Below are 14049 nucleotides of genomic sequence, written 5' to 3' on the forward strand. Positions count from 1 at the left end.
CAAGCACGGATTTCAGAACAAAGGGCGGGAACAGCAGTGCAGCGGCGGTACTTGAGCCTGGCGGCGGCAATCGCCACCACCATGACACTGACTCTTACCGGCTGCGGCAGCGGCTCCGGTAGCGACGACGTCACCCTCAAACTCATCGCGGCGGACTACGGCGACAGCCGTGCCAACGGCTCCCAGCACTACTGGGACGAGCTCGCCCGCGCCTTCGAGGAGAAGAACCCCGGCATCAAGGTCGATGTCGAGGTCTACAGCTGGACCGACGTCGACAAGAAGGTCGCGGACCTGGTCAAGGACGGCCACGCCCCGGACCTCGCCCAGATCGGCGCCTATGCCGACTACGCGGCCAAGGGGCAGCTCTACAGCGCCGACCAGCTGCTCTCCATCCCCACCCAGGCCGACTTCACTACCTCCCTCGCGGAGGCCGGCGAATACAAGCGGGTCCAGTACGGCATGCCGTTCGGCGCCAGCACCCGGCGGCTCTTCTACAACAAGAAGCTGTTCAGCCAGGCCGGCATCACCAGCCCGCCGGAGAGCTGGGACGACATCGCCCACGATGCCCAGCTGCTGAAGGCACGGGGCGTCAAGATGCCGTTCGCGCTGCCGCTCGGCCCGGAGGAGACCCAGGCCGAGACGATGCAGTGGATGCTCAGCGGTGGCGGCGGCTACACCGACGGCATCGGCAAGTACACGATCGATTCGCCGGAGAACGTCAAGACCTTCCAGTGGCTGAAGGAGGACCTCGTCGGCAAGGGCCTGACCGGGGTCGATCCCGCCAAGCTCAACCGCGAGGACGCCTTCGAAGGCTTCGCCGACGGCGAGGTCGGCATGCTCAACGGCCACCCCGCCCTGATGAAGCAGGCGGCGGCCAAGGGCATCGACTACGGCACCGTCGAGCTGCCCGGTACCCATGGCAAGGCCAAGGCCACCATGGGCGTCGCCGACTGGATGATGGCCTTCAAGCAGGGGGGCCACCGCGCCCAGGTCGGCAAGTTCCTCGACTTCGTCTACAGCAAGAAGAACGTCGAGAAGTTCTCCGGTGAGTACGGCCTGCTGCCGGTCACCACCGCCGCCTCCCAGGCGATGCTGGCCGACGACAAGTACGCCAAGTTCCACGGCTTCCTCAAGCAGCTCGCCGCCGCCGAGTTCTACCCGGCGAACAAGACCTCCTGGCCGCTGATCTCCAAGACCGTCAAGGCCAAGGTGGGCGCCGCGGTCGGCCCGCGGGGCAACCCGTCCGGAGTGCTCACCGACATCCAGAACATCGCGGACGCGACGGACAGCGCCGCCGAATGACGCGGAGCGGGCGGGAGTACGGGCGGGCGCCCCGGCGCGGGGCGGCCGCCGGGGTGACGGGCCGGGCGTTGTCCGACCGTGCGCTTATCGTGGAAGCGTGATGACGGACGGGACGGCGGATGCGGGCGGTCCGGGCGGCGAGCCCGGGGCCGTCGGGCGCGCCGCGGAGCTCTCCGCCCGGGACGAGGCGGTGCTCGCCGTCGAGCGCCGCTCCTGGCCGGGCCCCGGCCCCAAGGAGCGCGCCATCCGCGAACAGCTCGGTATCTCCCCGACCCGCTACTACCAACTCCTCAACGCCCTGCTGGACGACCCCCGCGCGCTCGCCCACGACCCCGTCACCGTCAACCGCCTGCGCCGCATACGGGACGCCCGCCGCGCCCGCCGCTGACCCGGGCGCCCGGGCCGCCGCCCCCGTGCGCCCGTGGTTGTCGCCGGAGCTTCCCCCGGCGCCCGCCCCGCGCCGGTAGGGTCGGCGCCATGGGCAGCCCCCCGAACGCCGCGTCGCCGTCCCAGCCGGCCCCCGGATCCGTGCCGACCCCGCACACCCCCGCCGGCCGCGACGGCCTCGCCGCACTGCTGGCACACCCCGAACGCACCGTCGTCGCCCTCGACTTCGACGGCACCCTCGCCGAGATCGTCCCCGACCCGGAGAAGGCCCGCGCCCATGAGGGCGCCGTCGCCGCCCTCGGTCGCCTGGTGCCCCGGCTGCGCGCCGCCGCGGTGATCACCGGCCGCCCGGCCACCGTCGCGGTCCGCCTCGGCGGCTTCGCGGACGTACCCGGCCTGGACCACCTCACCGTCCTCGGCCACTACGGCGCCGAACGCTGGGAGGCCGCCACCGGCACCGTCCACGCGCCCGCCCCGCACCCCGGTGTCGCCGCCATACAGGCCGAACTCCCCGGCGTCCTGGACGCCTCCGGGGTGTGGCACGGCACCTGGGTCGAGACCGCCATCGAGCGCAAGGGCGGCCGCGCCATCGCCGTGCACACCCGCCGCGCCACCGACCCCCAGGACGCCTTCGACCAGCTGCGCGGCCCGCTCACCGCACTCGCCGAACGCCACGGCCTGATCGTCGAACCGGGCCGCCTCGTCCTGGAACTCCGCCCGCCCGGCATGGACAAGGGCGTCGCCCTCGCCGAATGGGTCCGCGAGACCGGCGCCGCCACCGTCCTCTACGCCGGCGACGACCTCGGCGACCTGGCCGCCTTCGCCGCCGTCGAAAAACTCCGCTCCGACGGCCTGACCGGCCTCCTGGTGTGCAGCGGCAGCGCCGAGGTCGCCGAACTGGCCGACCGCGCCGACCTGGTCGTCGACGGCCCGTCCGGCGTCGTCGGCCTGCTCGGCGCCCTGGCGGCCCGGCTGGACGAGAACGGGGCGCACGGGGCGTAGCCGGGGAGGTGGCTCAGGCGGGCCGCGAAACCTCCTGGGTGTCCTCCCCGCGCAGTTCCCGCAGCTGGTCCAGGAACCAGCGGGCGGGCGGCAGCGCGGTGGCCGCCGTGGCCAGCCGCTCGGTGCGTGCCGCGCGCTCGCCGTCGTCCATCGACAGCGCCTCGTGCAGCGCCTCGGCGGTGCCGACGATGTCGTACGGATTGACGGTGAGGGCATGCGCGCCGAGTTCCTCGTGCGCGCCCGCCTCGCGCGAGAGCACCAGCGCGCAGCCGGCGTCCGACACCACCGGGATCTCCTTGGCGACCAGGTTCATCCCGTCCCTGATCGGGTTGACGAGTGCCACGTCCGCGAGCCGGTAGGCGGCCAGCGAGCGGGCGAAGTCGTCCTTGACGTGCAGCAGGACCGGCTGCCAACCCGCCGTCCCGTATTCGGCGTTGATGGCCTCGGCCACCCGCTGGACCTCCGCGGTGTAGTCGCGGTAGACGGCGAGGTCCTGGCGCGAGGGGTAGGCGAAGGCGAGGTGCACCACCCGCTCGCGCCACTCGGGGCGGTCGGCGAGCAGCTGCCGGTAGGCGAGCAGGCCCCGCACGATGTTCTTGGAGAGCTCGGTGCGGTCCACCCGGACGATGGTCCGCCGCCCCGGCCCGCCGATCTCGGTGCGCAGCGCCGCCATCCGCTCCTCGACGTCGGGACGGTGCGCGCGCTCGCGCAGGAAAGCGGCGTCGGCACCGAGGCCGTGCACACCGATCCAGGTCGTGCGCGCCTTGCGCTCCGGGACGAGCGCGACGATGCCGGGCGCCCCGTCCTCCGGCCGGACCCGCTCGCACTGCCCGCCGAGCCCGGTCTCCGCGCAGGCCACGAAGTTCTCGGCCCACCTCCGGGTGAGGAAGTTCGCCCGGTCGGCACCGAGAATGCCCAGCGCCAGCTTCCGCTGGATGTCGTCGGGCAGCATCGCGAAGTACTCGGCCGGGGCCCACGGGGTGTGGGAGAAGTGCGCGATCCGCAGGTCGGGGCGGCGCTCGCGGAGCATGCCGGGCACCAGCGCCAGGTGGTAGTCCTGCACGAGAACGGCCGCGCCGGGCGCCGCGCCCTCGGCCAGCGCGTCGGCGAAGGCCGCGTTGTACGACTCGTAGGCCGCCCATTGCGCCCGGAACTCCGCGCCGAAGACCGGTTCCAGCGGCGTCTGGTAGAGCATGTGGTGCACGAACCACAGCACGGAGTTCGCGACGCCGTTGTAGGCGGCGGCGTACACCCCGGCCGGAATGTCCAGCATCCGGACACGCTGTCCACCCGTGTCCCCCGACTCCAGCACACCACCCGTCCGCCGCACGGCCTCCCGGTCCCCGTCCCCGAGCGCGGCACACACCCACACCGCATCGGTCTCGGGCCCAATAGCGGAAAGCCCGGACACCAGCCCGCCACCACCCCGCTTGGCGCTCAGCGTCCCGTCCTCCCCCAGGCCATAGGACACCGGCCCACGATTGGACGCGACAAGAACCTCAGCACCTGCTTGCACCGCACTGCGCTCGGAGACCATGTCGCGAAAGTAACCCGCCACAGATCCGCGCAAACGTACGGAAGCGGTCAAGGGGCGGGGGAGGGGAGTCGTCCAGTGTCCCGCCGACGGCGAGCCGGGTGCGCGCAGCGTCGGCCGCCTGCTGGATGGCCGGGATTTCGCCCGACGAGAGCGGGTGCCAGAGGATGTCCGGAGATCGCCAGGAGGGATGCGTCGCATGGCCGCACAGGAGAGCTCGTCGCCCACGTACCGCCGGATCGCCGACGGGCTGAAGCGGGCGATCGCAGCGGGGGAGTTCCGGCCCGGTGACCGGCTGCCCGGAGAGAACGACCTGATGGACCGGCATGGAGTGGCCCGGATGACGGCACGTCAGGCTCTTGGCGTGCTCACCTCCGAGGGGCTCGCCGAGGCCCGCAAGGGCGCCGGAGTTTTCGTGCGGGACTTCCAGCCGATCCGGCGCCGGGGTGTGCCGCGACTGGCGCGGGAACAGTGGGGTGAAGGGCGGTCGGTCTGGTCGGCCGATGTCCCGGACCGTGACCTGGTGGTGGACGAGGTCACGGTGGACGAGGAGTCGGCCGCTGAAACCGTCGCGGCGCGACTGGATATAGCTCCTGGAGACGCCGTGATCGTGCGGCGCCGCCGCTTCGTGCTCGACGGCAAGCCGGTGCTGCTGTCCGCCTCCTACCTCCCCGCCGCGCTGGTCGCGGGCTCGGCGATCACGCGGCCGGACACCGGGGCGGGCGGCACGTACGCCCGGCTCGCCGAGCTGGGCGCGGCTCCCGCGCGTTTCCGGGAAGAGGTGCGCTCCCGTATGCCGGCGCCGGAGGAGACCGAGCGGCTGCGCCTCCCGGCGGGCACGCCCGTCATCCTCATCAGCCGCACGGCCGTGACCGCGGACGGCCGCACCGTCGAGGTCAACGAGATGATCCTCGACTCGTCCGCCTACGTGCTGGAGTACGGCTTCGACGCCTGAACGTCCGGCCGGGCGGGAGCGCTCACGCCGCCCGGCGCTCCGCGTACTCCGGGATTTCGGCCATCGGGGGGCGTTCCTCGGTGTCCACGTCCGTGGTGCGGGGGACGAAGCCCGCGTCGCCGCGGTCGAACTGGGTGAGGCGGGGGCGGACCATGTGGCCGCGGGTCAGGCGTAGTTGGGCGGTGCGGTAGATCGCGGCGGCCATCCGGCCGAGGGCCTGGCCGTCCTGGTGGCGGTGTTTGCGTACGCCGACGTCCACCTGGGCGAGGGCGTCGAGGCCGACGGTGTGCAGGGAGTCGACGAGCAGGCCGAGCTCCACGCCGTAGCCGACCGGGAACGGCAGCCGCTCCAGGAGGCAGCGGCGGGCCGCGTACTCGCCGCCCAGGGGCTGGACGAAGCCGGCCAGCTGTGGCCAGTGGAGGTTGAGGAGCGGGCGGGCGACCAGCTCGGTGACCCGGCCGCCCTGGCCGGCCCCGGCACCCTCGGCGCCGGTCTCCAGCGGACGGTCGTACATCGCCTTCACGAACTGGATGTCCGGGTCCGTCAGCAGCGGGCCGACGATCCCGGAGACGAAGGTGGCGGAGAATTCGCGCAGGTCGGCGTCGATGAAGCAGATGATGTCGCCGGTGGTGGCCAGGAGGGAGCGCCAGAGCACCTCGCCCTTGCCGGGCAGCGCGGGCAGCCGGGGCAGGATGCTGTCGCGGGGCACGACCCGCGCGCCGGCCGCCGCCGCGACCTCGGCGGTGCGGTCGGTGGAGCCGGAGTCCAGCACCACCAGCTCGTCGACGAGGGGCACGGCCTCGGCCATCAGCTCGGCACGGATCACCGCCACGATCGCCCCGACCGTGGCCTCCTCGTCGAGCGCGGGCAGTACGACACTGACCGTACGACCCGTCTGGCGCTTCGCCTCCAGCAGCTGCCCCAGCGGGCGGTCAGCGGCGGACCAGGAGTGGCTGGTCAGCCAGCTCTCGACCTCTTCCAGCACGTCTACGACTCCTCGGTCACCGCCCGATCGGCGGCCTGTGTGATCCATCTCGCGGTTCGGACGACTATCTCAACTGTCAGTGCCTTCGGTTACAGTCTTGAACAACGCGGATGACCGTCGCATGTCGGGGTCCCCGCGCCACAAACGCCTGGGTTCAGTCCCAGCGCCATACCGCTCATCCAGAGGGGCAGAGGGATACGGCCCGTTGAAGCCCCGGCAACCCTCCAGCCGGTCTTGCCGCCAGGACGCTGACGTCCCGCGCGCGTGAGGCTCCCGGCTAGGGAAGGTGCCAAATCCGTCTCGTGGCGAGATTCGCCGCGAGGAAGATGAGGAGAAAGGGCCTCGCCTCCATGGCTGTGCAAGTCACCGAAAACACCCCCGCCGTCGCTCTGGGCCCCGCCGCAGCCCTGTCCTGCCGCGAGTGCGGACAGCGCTTCCCGCTCGGCCCGATCTTCGCGTGCCAGGAATGTTTCGGGCCGCTCGAAGTCGCCTACGACCTGCCGAGCGGCGACCCCGAGGGCCTGCGGAAGCAGATCGAGGCCGGCCCGGACAACATCTGGCGCTACGCCCCGCTGCTGCCCGTCCCCACCGACGTGGCCGACAAGCCCAATCTCAACCCGGGCTTCACCAAGCTCGTCAAGGCCGACAACCTCGCCCGTGAGCTGGGCGTCACCGGCGGTCTGTACGTCAAGGACGACTCCGGCAACCCGACGCACTCCTTCAAGGACCGCGTCGTGGCGATCGCCGTCGAGGCCGCCCGCGCCTTCGGCTTCACCACCCTCTCCTGCTCCTCCACCGGCAACCTCGCCGGTGCGGTCGGCGCCGCGGCCCGCCGCGCCGGATTCGAGTCCTGCGTATTCATCCCGCACGACCTGGAGGCCGGCAAGGTCGTCATGGCCGCGGTCTACGGCGGCGACCTGGTCGGCATCGAGGGCAACTACGACGACGTCAACCGCTTCTGCTCCGAGCTCATCGGCGACCCGCTGGGCGAGGGCTGGGGCTTCGTCAACGTCAATCTGCGGCCGTACTACGGCGAGGGCTCCAAGACGCTCGCGTACGAGATCTGCGAGCAGCTGGGCTGGCAGCTCCCGGACCAGATCGTCATCCCGATCGCGTCCGGCTCGCAGCTCACCAAGATCGACAAGGGGCTCAAGGAGCTGATCGCCCTCGGCCTGGTCGAGGACAAGCCGTACAAGATCTTCGGCGCCCAGGCGGAGGGCTGCTCGCCGGTGTCCGCGGCCTTCAAGGCCGGGCACGACGTGGTCCGTCCCCAGAAACCGAACACCATCGCCAAGTCGCTGGCGATCGGCAACCCGGCCGACGGGCCGTACGTACTGGACATCGCGCGCCGTACGGGCGGTGCCGTGGAGGATGTCAACGACGAGCAGGTCGTGGACGCGATCAAGCTGCTGGCCAGGACGGAAGGCATCTTCGCGGAGACCGCGGGCGGCGTGACCGTCGGCGTGACCAAGAAGCTGATCGAGGACGGCGTGCTCGACCCGTCGCTGACCACCGTCGTCCTCAACACGGGTGACGGTCTCAAGACACTCGACGCGGTCGCCCCCACCTCCGGGCCCACGGCCACGATCCGTCCGAATCTGGACGCGTTCCGCGCGGCCGGCCTGGCCCGCTGAGGCCGCCGGCCCGTCCGGCATCCGGCGGACGAGGCCGCGACCGGCCCCCGAACCCGTACTCCGTACCCCTGGAAGGCAGAACCATGAGCGTCAAGGTCCGCATCCCCACCATCCTCCGCACGTACACCGGTGGCCAGGCCGAGGTCCCCGCCGAGGGCGCGACCCTCTCCGAGGTGATCGCCGACCTGGAGCAGAACCACCAGGGCATCGCGGCCCGTGTGCTGGACGACGCCGGCAAGCTGCGCCGTTTCGTGAATGTGTACGTCAACGACGACGATGTGCGCTTCGAGCAGGGCCTGGAGACGCCCACCCCGGACGGTGCGGGTATCTCGATCATCCCGGCGGTGGCCGGCGGCTGCTGATTTGCGCCAACTCTTCTCCTTCATGACCGGAATTGCCCCGTCCGCCGGAAAGCGGACGGGGCAATTCCATGTTGTGAAAGGAGATACCATTGGGGTGATCCCCCTCCGGATATCACCGCGAGCATGCCGAACGCATATGTGTTCGCGATCAGTTGTGGCCAAAGTGTGGGCGGTATTTGTCGCCTAGGTGCCCTATGCCCGGCCCGACTTGCCCTGGAGAACTGGGATTTCGCCGCATATTGCCGTTTCTTCGGCGCCGGAATTCTCGTCCGATTGACCTGTTGCTCTGGGCATCTGTGCAGATACATTCAGCGGCGGTCGACGCGTTCCGGCGCACACCCCACGGGCCATTCGCGGGGTGAGGTCTGACCCGGGTCCGCGGAGTGCGGTCCTGCGCAAGGGCCAGTAATAGGGGAGTTAGGCATGGCTCAGGGCACCGTCAAGTGGTTCAACGCGGAGAAGGGGTACGGCTTCATCGCGGTCGACGGTGGTGCGGATGTTTTCGTCCACTACAGCGCGATCCAGATGGACGGCTACCGCACCCTTGAGGAGGGTCAGCGGGTCGAGTTCGAGATCTCGCAGGGCCAGAAGGGGCCGCAGGCGGACATGGTCCGGGTGGCCGGCTGAGGCGCCGACCGACTGCTGCGTGAGGAAGGCCCGTACCCCTGAGGGGGGTACGGGCCTTCGGCATGCTGCCGGATGGGCAGGCTGCGCGGGTGCGGGGTGTACGCGCTCCAACTTGTCGCCCGGCCGTCACTCCAACGGAAGGCGCCCTCGAAGTCGTTCCGCGCCCGACCGCCACACCTCACCGACGCCCCTTCAAGCGGCTTGCACTCTCCACCCTCGAGTGCTAATCATTGGCGTTAGCACTCTCCCAGTGAGAGTGACAAAGAAGGACCGGGTCGGCGAGGCCCACGGATCGGTGGGGCAAGGAACCACACAGGTCTGTAGGTCGTCCGTCGCGGGCGCCAGCGCGGTCCGGAGCAATCCACCCCAGTCCGGGAGGACCACTTCACATGGCCAAGATCATCGCGTTCGACGAGGAGGCACGGCGCGGTCTCGAGCGCGGGATGAACCAGCTCGCCGACGCCGTCAAGGTCACCCTCGGCCCCAAGGGCCGTAACGTCGTCCTCGAGAAGAAGTGGGGCGCCCCCACGATCACCAACGATGGTGTTTCCATCGCCAAGGAGATCGAGCTCGAGGACCCGTACGAGAAGATCGGCGCCGAGCTGGTCAAGGAGGTCGCGAAGAAGACGGACGACGTCGCCGGTGACGGCACGACGACCGCGACCGTCCTGGCCCAGGCCCTGGTCCGCGAGGGCCTGCGCAACGTCGCCGCCGGTGCCAACCCGATGGCCCTCAAGCGCGGTATCGAGCGCGCCGTCGAGGCCGTCTCCGCCGCCCTGCTCGAGCAGGCCAAGGACGTGGAGACCAAGGAGCAGATCGCTTCGACCGCCTCCATCTCCGCCGCTGACACCCAGATCGGCGAGCTGATCGCCGAGGCCATGGACAAGGTCGGCAAGGAAGGCGTCATCACCGTCGAGGAGTCCCAGACCTTCGGTCTGGAGCTGGAGCTCACCGAGGGTATGCGCTTCGACAAGGGCTACATCTCGGCGTACTTCGCCACCGACATGGAGCGTATGGAGGCGTCGCTCGACGACCCGTACATCCTCATCGTCAACTCCAAGATCGGCAGCGTGAAGGACCTGCTGCCGCTCCTGGAGAAGGTCATGCAGTCCGGCAAGCCGCTGCTGATCATCGCCGAGGACGTCGAGGGCGAGGCCCTGTCGACCCTGGTCGTCAACAAGATCCGTGGCACCTTCAAGTCCGTCGCCGTCAAGGCCCCGGGCTTCGGTGACCGCCGCAAGGCCATGCTCGGCGACATCGCCATCCTCACCGGTGGCACCGTCATCTCCGAGGAGGTCGGCCTCAAGCTGGAGAACGCCGGTCTCGAACTGCTCGGCCGCGCCCGCAAGGTCGTCATCACCAAGGACGAGACCACCATCGTCGACGGTGCCGGTGACAGCGAGCAGGTCCAGGGCCGGGTCAACCAGATCCGCGCCGAGATCGAGAACAGCGACTCGGACTACGACCGCGAGAAGCTCCAGGAGCGTCTGGCGAAGCTGGCCGGCGGCGTGGCCGTCATCAAGGCCGGTGCCGCCACCGAGGTCGAGCTCAAGGAGCGCAAGCACCGCATCGAGGACGCCGTTCGCAACGCGAAGGCGGCCGTCGAGGAGGGCATCGTCGCCGGCGGTGGCGTCGCCCTGCTCCAGGCCTCCCAGGTCTTCGAGAAGCTGGAGCTCGAGGGTGACGAGGCGACCGGCGCCAACGCCGTGAAGCTCGCCCTGGAGGCCCCGCTCAAGCAGATCTCCGTCAACGGCGGCCTCGAGGGCGGCGTTGTGGTGGAGAAGGTGCGCAACCTGGCCGTCGGCCACGGTCTGAACGCCGCCACCGGTGAGTACGTCGACATGATCGCCGAGGGCATCATCGACCCGGCCAAGGTGACGCGCTCCGCGCTCCAGAACGCCGCCTCCATCGCGGCGCTCTTCCTCACCACCGAGGCCGTCATCGCCGACAAGCCGGAGAAGGCCGCCGCGGCGGGCGCTCCGGGCGGCATGCCGGGCGGTGACATGGACTTCTGATCCGCTACGGATCGGAACGCTGATCCTCCCGGATCACACGTCCACACGAACGCCGGGGCGGCACCCTCCTTCCAGGGGGGTGCCGCCCCGGCGGCGTTGTTTCTGCGGGTGTGCGGTGCGGTGGATCTGCGGTTCCGTGGACCTGAGGTGCGGTCAGGTCATGAGCGTGCCGGGCGGTGGTGGGCGCGGGGGCGGCCCTCCGGCACCCTGACCCGGATCGTGGACCCGCGGGCGACGCCGGCGCCCGGCCCCGGCGTCTGCGCGCACACGGTGCCCGGCTCGGCGGGCCCCTCCGGGCAGTGCCGGCCCGGTAGGCGCTTGACCGTCACCCGGAGCCCCGCTCGCTCGGCGGCGGACCGCGCCTGCGGCAGCGTGCTGCCGACGAGGGCGGGAACCCGGGCCTTGCCCCGGCCGGCCCGCTCGCCCTTCGGCTGCCGGCCGTCCGCCTGCTCGTCCGCCGACTGCCGGCCGGGCTCCTGCTCCGGCGACTCGTCCGGTGCCGGGGAGGCCGGGCTCGCGGTGCCGGATGCCTCGGCGCCCGCTGCGGTGGCGTCCGGCTCCCCGCTGCCCGGGACCGTGAGGGCGTATGCGCCGGCCACTACGGCCAGCAGGGCGCCCACCAGTAGCCCGGCCGTCCGGCCGACCCGGCGCCGGGCCGGCCGGGAGCGGCGCCCCCGGTCGCCCCGGACGGGCGGATCCGGGGCGGGGAACACCAGCGTCGGGTCCGTGTGCAGGCTCGACGCGGGCGGGCTCGGGGTGAGCGGGCCGGACGTGCGGGGGCGGGACGCGGGCGGACCGGGGGGCCCGCCCGCGTCCGCCGGCCCACCGAACGCCGCCTCCGGGCCCGAGTGCCCGGAGGGGAGGCCGCCCAGGATCCGCTCGACGGTGCCGAGCATCGCCTCGGCGTCCGGCGGGCGGTCAGAGGGCTCCTTTTTCAGTGCCCGGAGCACGAGTGCATCGCACTCGGGAGGCAGCTGTGGCACATGGGCCGACGGGGGCTCCGGAGTGGCCTCCACATGCTGGAGTACCAGGTCCATCACGCCCTCACCGAGGAACGGCGGACGCCCCGTCAGCAACTCGTACAACAGACAGCCGGTGGAATAGAGGTCGGCGGGGGCACCCACGGCCTCTCCCCGGGCCTGCTCCGGGGAGAGGTACGGGGGAGTGCCGGCGACCGTGGTGTCCGGGGGCAGGCCCGCCCCCTGCACCGCCACGAGCCGCGCGATGCCGAAGTCCGTCACCTTGACGGCACCGTCGTGGGTGAGCATCACATTGGCGGGTTTGATGTCGCTGTGGACGATGCCGCTGTGATGCGCGTGCGCCAGCGCCTTCAGCACGCCGGCGGTCAACTCCAGCGCCCTGGCGGGCGGGAGCCGGTGCCGGTCGTGCAGCAGGTCCGCGAAGGTCGCCCCGTCGACCCGTTCCATCACGATGTACGGAACGAACGTGCCGTCCACCATGTCCTCGTCGGTGTCGTAGACCGCGACGATCGACGGGTGGTTGAGCGACGCCGCCGAGCGCGCCTCGCTCCGGAAGCGCGCCAGTGACTCCGGGCCCCCGACCAGGTCGGACCGAAGGGTCTTGACCGCGACGCCGCGGTCGAGCCGCAGGTCGTGTGCGGCGTGGACCTCGGCGGTGCCGCCCCGGCCGAGCCGGTCGCCCAGCTCGTACCGGCCGCCCAGCCGGCGTACTCCCGCGGTGTGCGAGCCCGGGGGAGAGCCCACGGATGCCCCCGCCTCCATCACCGGCTCCTCACTGAGGGTCCTCTGCCGCGTCGGCGTCGGCGTCGTCCGCCGCCTTCTCGGCGTCCTGGACCTTCTTCTCCATCTCCGTTTCCTCAGCGGATGAACCGGACGGGCCGGACGAACCGGAGGACCCCTCTGGCGTCGAGGACGACGCACCGTTGCCCCCGGAGCCCCCCGGGGACGCCTGGCCGGAGTCTCCCGAACAGGCGGTGGCCGCCAGGACCGGTAACGCGACCGCCGCCGTCAGCAGCAGCGCGATCCGCCGGGAACGCCGCCTCATGAGCCGCTGCCGCCCTTGGCGTCGTCCTTCTTCTCGCACCAGGTCGCGACGGCCTTGAGGTCACGGAGCTTCCGGGTGAGGTCCGGCTTCAGTTCCTTGCGGTGGGTGAGCCGGTCCTGGAGGAACGTGGCGACCTCCTCGTTGCCCTTGGAGTGGGCCTTCTGCACACGCGCCGCCATCCGCGCGATCGAACCGCGGGTGCTCGCATCGCCGTTGAGCCGGTCGAGCGCCTTGTTGATGCGCTTCTCGATGTGGGGCACCCGCTCACAGAGGCTCTTGCCGTGGCCCTCGTGGCCGGTCTTCGGGGCTGTTGCCGCGGGCGCGGAGGCCGGGCTGTCGGAGTCCGCCGCGTTCGCCGGCCCCGCCGTGGCCAGCAGGGAACCGGCGAGCGCGAGTCCGGCCAGAACTCCTGCCACTGCGGTCTTGGGACGCTGCATGGTGGTGCTCCAATCCAGGAACGAATGGCTTCCCGGAAACGAAGGGTTTCCGGAAAGGGATGGACGCGGCCGTATCCGGTCTCCCGTGGAGGCGGACCGGCCGGTGGCACAGAACGTAGGGACGTTCCTTGTGGGGATCTTGTGACTCGGTGCGGTGTGCGTCGTCCCGTGGAGGAGCCGGGGTCAGGGGGGCCGGGATACGTGCGCCGACACAAGGAATCCACAAGGAACGTCCTTACGCTCCGGGTCAGTTGCGCGTCAGCCTCCGTGTCAGCGGCAGCGCACGCACCGAGCCGTCGAACCCCGGGAGACACCGTGGACTGCGCTGATTTCCTCCTGCCGGACGAGCCCTCCCGCACGAGCTCCTCCGCCCTCGCCGTTCTGGGGCCGCGTGCTCTGCGGCTGCCCCTGAGCGGCTGGCTGCTGCGCCTCGCGCGCGGTTCCGAGGGCCGCCCGGCGCTGGAGGTGCACAGCGGGGCCGGACTGATCGATGTGTCCGTTGTGAGCACGCTCTGTGTCTCGCCGCTCAGGGGCGCCCGGCGCGGCGGCGGGACGGCGGCGCCCTGGTCGCTGGCGTGGGGGCAGTTGCCGCCCGGCGCCGATGTCGTCGAGGTGTCCTTCCGCGGGTGGCGGAGCAGCCGGTGCGTCCAGGCGGTCACGCTCGCCGATGCGTACTGGGTCGCCGAGGTCGACGGCCACTTCCGCTCGGTGACGTGCTCCGCGGGCGCGAGCCGGGTGACGACGCGGGTGGCCAGGGAGGCCCGGCGGCGGGAGGGGTGAGCGG

General features: G+C 71.3%; 14 protein-coding genes and 1 riboswitch. Of the genes, 9 read left to right on the top strand and 5 right to left on the bottom strand.

What is annotated here, in order from left to right; genetic code table 11:
• The first annotated feature begins 36 nt into the window (after positions 1–36).
• The 3 genes from AC3EUV_RS05680 to otsB all read left to right on the top strand — a co-directional run bounded on the left by AC3EUV_RS05680 (position 37) and on the right by otsB (position 2691).
• Positions 37–1302, top strand: coding sequence for an ABC transporter substrate-binding protein (locus tag AC3EUV_RS05680; RefSeq protein ID WP_488187885.1), 1266 nt, complete (start codon positions 37–39; stop codon positions 1300–1302).
• 100 nt (positions 1303–1402) lie between these two features.
• The gene (locus tag AC3EUV_RS05685) at positions 1403–1690 is read left to right on the top strand and encodes a DUF3263 domain-containing protein (protein WP_432143589.1); all 288 of its coding nucleotides are present in this window, start codon (positions 1403–1405) and stop codon (positions 1688–1690) included.
• Between the two features lie 89 nt (positions 1691–1779).
• Complete coding sequence (otsB, locus tag AC3EUV_RS05690) at positions 1780–2691, top strand: trehalose-phosphatase (RefSeq protein ID WP_432143588.1); 912 nt, start codon at positions 1780–1782, stop codon at positions 2689–2691.
• A 13-nt stretch (positions 2692–2704) separates the two neighbouring features.
• Here the strand turns inward: otsB and AC3EUV_RS05695 are convergent, their stop codons facing one another.
• On the bottom strand, positions 2705–4228 hold the full coding sequence (locus AC3EUV_RS05695; protein WP_432143587.1) for an alpha,alpha-trehalose-phosphate synthase (UDP-forming): 1524 nt from the start codon (positions 4226–4228) through the stop codon (positions 2705–2707).
• Between the two features lie 196 nt (positions 4229–4424).
• Between AC3EUV_RS05695 and AC3EUV_RS05700 the strand changes: the two genes are divergently transcribed.
• Positions 4425–5180, top strand: a complete 756-nt coding sequence (locus AC3EUV_RS05700) for a GntR family transcriptional regulator (RefSeq protein WP_432143586.1) — start codon at positions 4425–4427, stop codon at positions 5178–5180.
• A gap of 22 nt (positions 5181–5202) precedes the next feature.
• On the opposite strand, the gene AC3EUV_RS05705 is transcribed toward AC3EUV_RS05700, so the two are convergent.
• A complete protein-coding gene (locus AC3EUV_RS05705; protein WP_435602317.1) occupies positions 5203–6165 on the bottom strand; it encodes a glucosyl-3-phosphoglycerate synthase in 963 nt (320 codons plus the stop codon).
• Positions 6166–6337: 172 nt separating this feature from the next.
• A riboswitch (SAM riboswitch) is annotated at positions 6338–6498 on the top strand.
• A gap of 17 nt (positions 6499–6515) precedes the next feature.
• Here AC3EUV_RS05705 and thrC point away from each other — a divergent pair.
• The 4 genes from thrC to groL all read left to right on the top strand — a co-directional run bounded on the left by thrC (position 6516) and on the right by groL (position 10803).
• Positions 6516–7799, top strand: a complete 1284-nt coding sequence (gene thrC, locus AC3EUV_RS05710) for a threonine synthase (protein WP_432143584.1) — start codon at positions 6516–6518, stop codon at positions 7797–7799.
• Between the two features lie 83 nt (positions 7800–7882).
• The gene (locus tag AC3EUV_RS05715) at positions 7883–8161 is read left to right on the top strand and encodes a MoaD/ThiS family protein (protein ID WP_018089727.1); all 279 of its coding nucleotides are present in this window, start codon (positions 7883–7885) and stop codon (positions 8159–8161) included.
• Between the two features lie 423 nt (positions 8162–8584).
• Complete coding sequence (locus tag AC3EUV_RS05720) at positions 8585–8788, top strand: cold-shock protein (RefSeq protein WP_003986833.1); 204 nt, start codon at positions 8585–8587, stop codon at positions 8786–8788.
• 389 nt (positions 8789–9177) lie between these two features.
• Positions 9178–10803, top strand: coding sequence for a chaperonin GroEL (groL, locus tag AC3EUV_RS05725; protein ID WP_386687110.1), 1626 nt, complete (start codon positions 9178–9180; stop codon positions 10801–10803).
• A 158-nt stretch (positions 10804–10961) separates the two neighbouring features.
• Here groL and AC3EUV_RS05730 read toward each other — a convergent pair whose 3' ends face one another.
• Genes AC3EUV_RS05730 through AC3EUV_RS05740 form a run of 3 tightly spaced genes read right to left on the bottom strand, consistent with a single transcriptional unit; the run spans position 10962 to position 13265 of the window.
• On the bottom strand, positions 10962–12545 hold the full coding sequence (locus AC3EUV_RS05730) for a protein kinase domain-containing protein (RefSeq protein ID WP_435602318.1): 1584 nt from the start codon (positions 12543–12545) through the stop codon (positions 10962–10964).
• 10 nt (positions 12546–12555) lie between these two features.
• Positions 12556–12828: a hypothetical protein gene (locus AC3EUV_RS05735; RefSeq protein WP_432143582.1), complete on the bottom strand. Its 273-nt coding sequence runs from the start codon at positions 12826–12828 to the stop codon at positions 12556–12558.
• A complete protein-coding gene (locus AC3EUV_RS05740) occupies positions 12825–13265 on the bottom strand; it encodes a hypothetical protein (protein ID WP_432143581.1) in 441 nt (146 codons plus the stop codon). The genes AC3EUV_RS05735 and AC3EUV_RS05740 overlap by 4 nt, the downstream gene beginning before the upstream one ends.
• A gap of 315 nt (positions 13266–13580) precedes the next feature.
• On the opposite strand from AC3EUV_RS05740, the gene AC3EUV_RS05745 reads away from it, so the two are divergent.
• Positions 13581–14045: a hypothetical protein gene (locus AC3EUV_RS05745; RefSeq protein WP_432143580.1), complete on the top strand. Its 465-nt coding sequence runs from the start codon at positions 13581–13583 to the stop codon at positions 14043–14045.
• Positions 14046–14049: the final 4 nt, after the last annotated feature.

Source organism: Streptomyces sp. bgisy130, assembly GCF_057708345.1.

Bases quoted from the DNA above. Each gene is read 5' to 3' on its own strand.
- AC3EUV_RS05685 (WP_432143589.1), top strand. From the start codon at position 1,403: ATGACGGACGGGACGGCGGATGCGGGCGGTCCGGGCGGCGAGCCCGGG.
- otsB (WP_432143588.1), top strand. From the start codon at position 1,780: ATGGGCAGCCCCCCGAACGCCGCGTCGCCGTCCCAGCCGGCCCCCGGA.
- AC3EUV_RS05695 (WP_432143587.1), bottom strand. From the start codon at position 4,228: ATGGTCTCCGAGCGCAGTGCGGTGCAAGCAGGTGCTGAGGTTCTTGTC.
- AC3EUV_RS05700 (WP_432143586.1), top strand. From the start codon at position 4,425: ATGGCCGCACAGGAGAGCTCGTCGCCCACGTACCGCCGGATCGCCGAC.
- thrC (WP_432143584.1), top strand. From the start codon at position 6,516: ATGGCTGTGCAAGTCACCGAAAACACCCCCGCCGTCGCTCTGGGCCCC.
- AC3EUV_RS05715 (WP_018089727.1), top strand. From the start codon at position 7,883: ATGAGCGTCAAGGTCCGCATCCCCACCATCCTCCGCACGTACACCGGT.
- AC3EUV_RS05720 (WP_003986833.1), top strand. From the start codon at position 8,585: ATGGCTCAGGGCACCGTCAAGTGGTTCAACGCGGAGAAGGGGTACGGC.
- groL (WP_386687110.1), top strand. From the start codon at position 9,178: ATGGCCAAGATCATCGCGTTCGACGAGGAGGCACGGCGCGGTCTCGAG.
- AC3EUV_RS05730 (WP_435602318.1), bottom strand. From the start codon at position 12,545: ATGGAGGCGGGGGCATCCGTGGGCTCTCCCCCGGGCTCGCACACCGCG.
- AC3EUV_RS05735 (WP_432143582.1), bottom strand. From the start codon at position 12,828: ATGAGGCGGCGTTCCCGGCGGATCGCGCTGCTGCTGACGGCGGCGGTC.
- AC3EUV_RS05740 (WP_432143581.1), bottom strand. From the start codon at position 13,265: ATGCAGCGTCCCAAGACCGCAGTGGCAGGAGTTCTGGCCGGACTCGCG.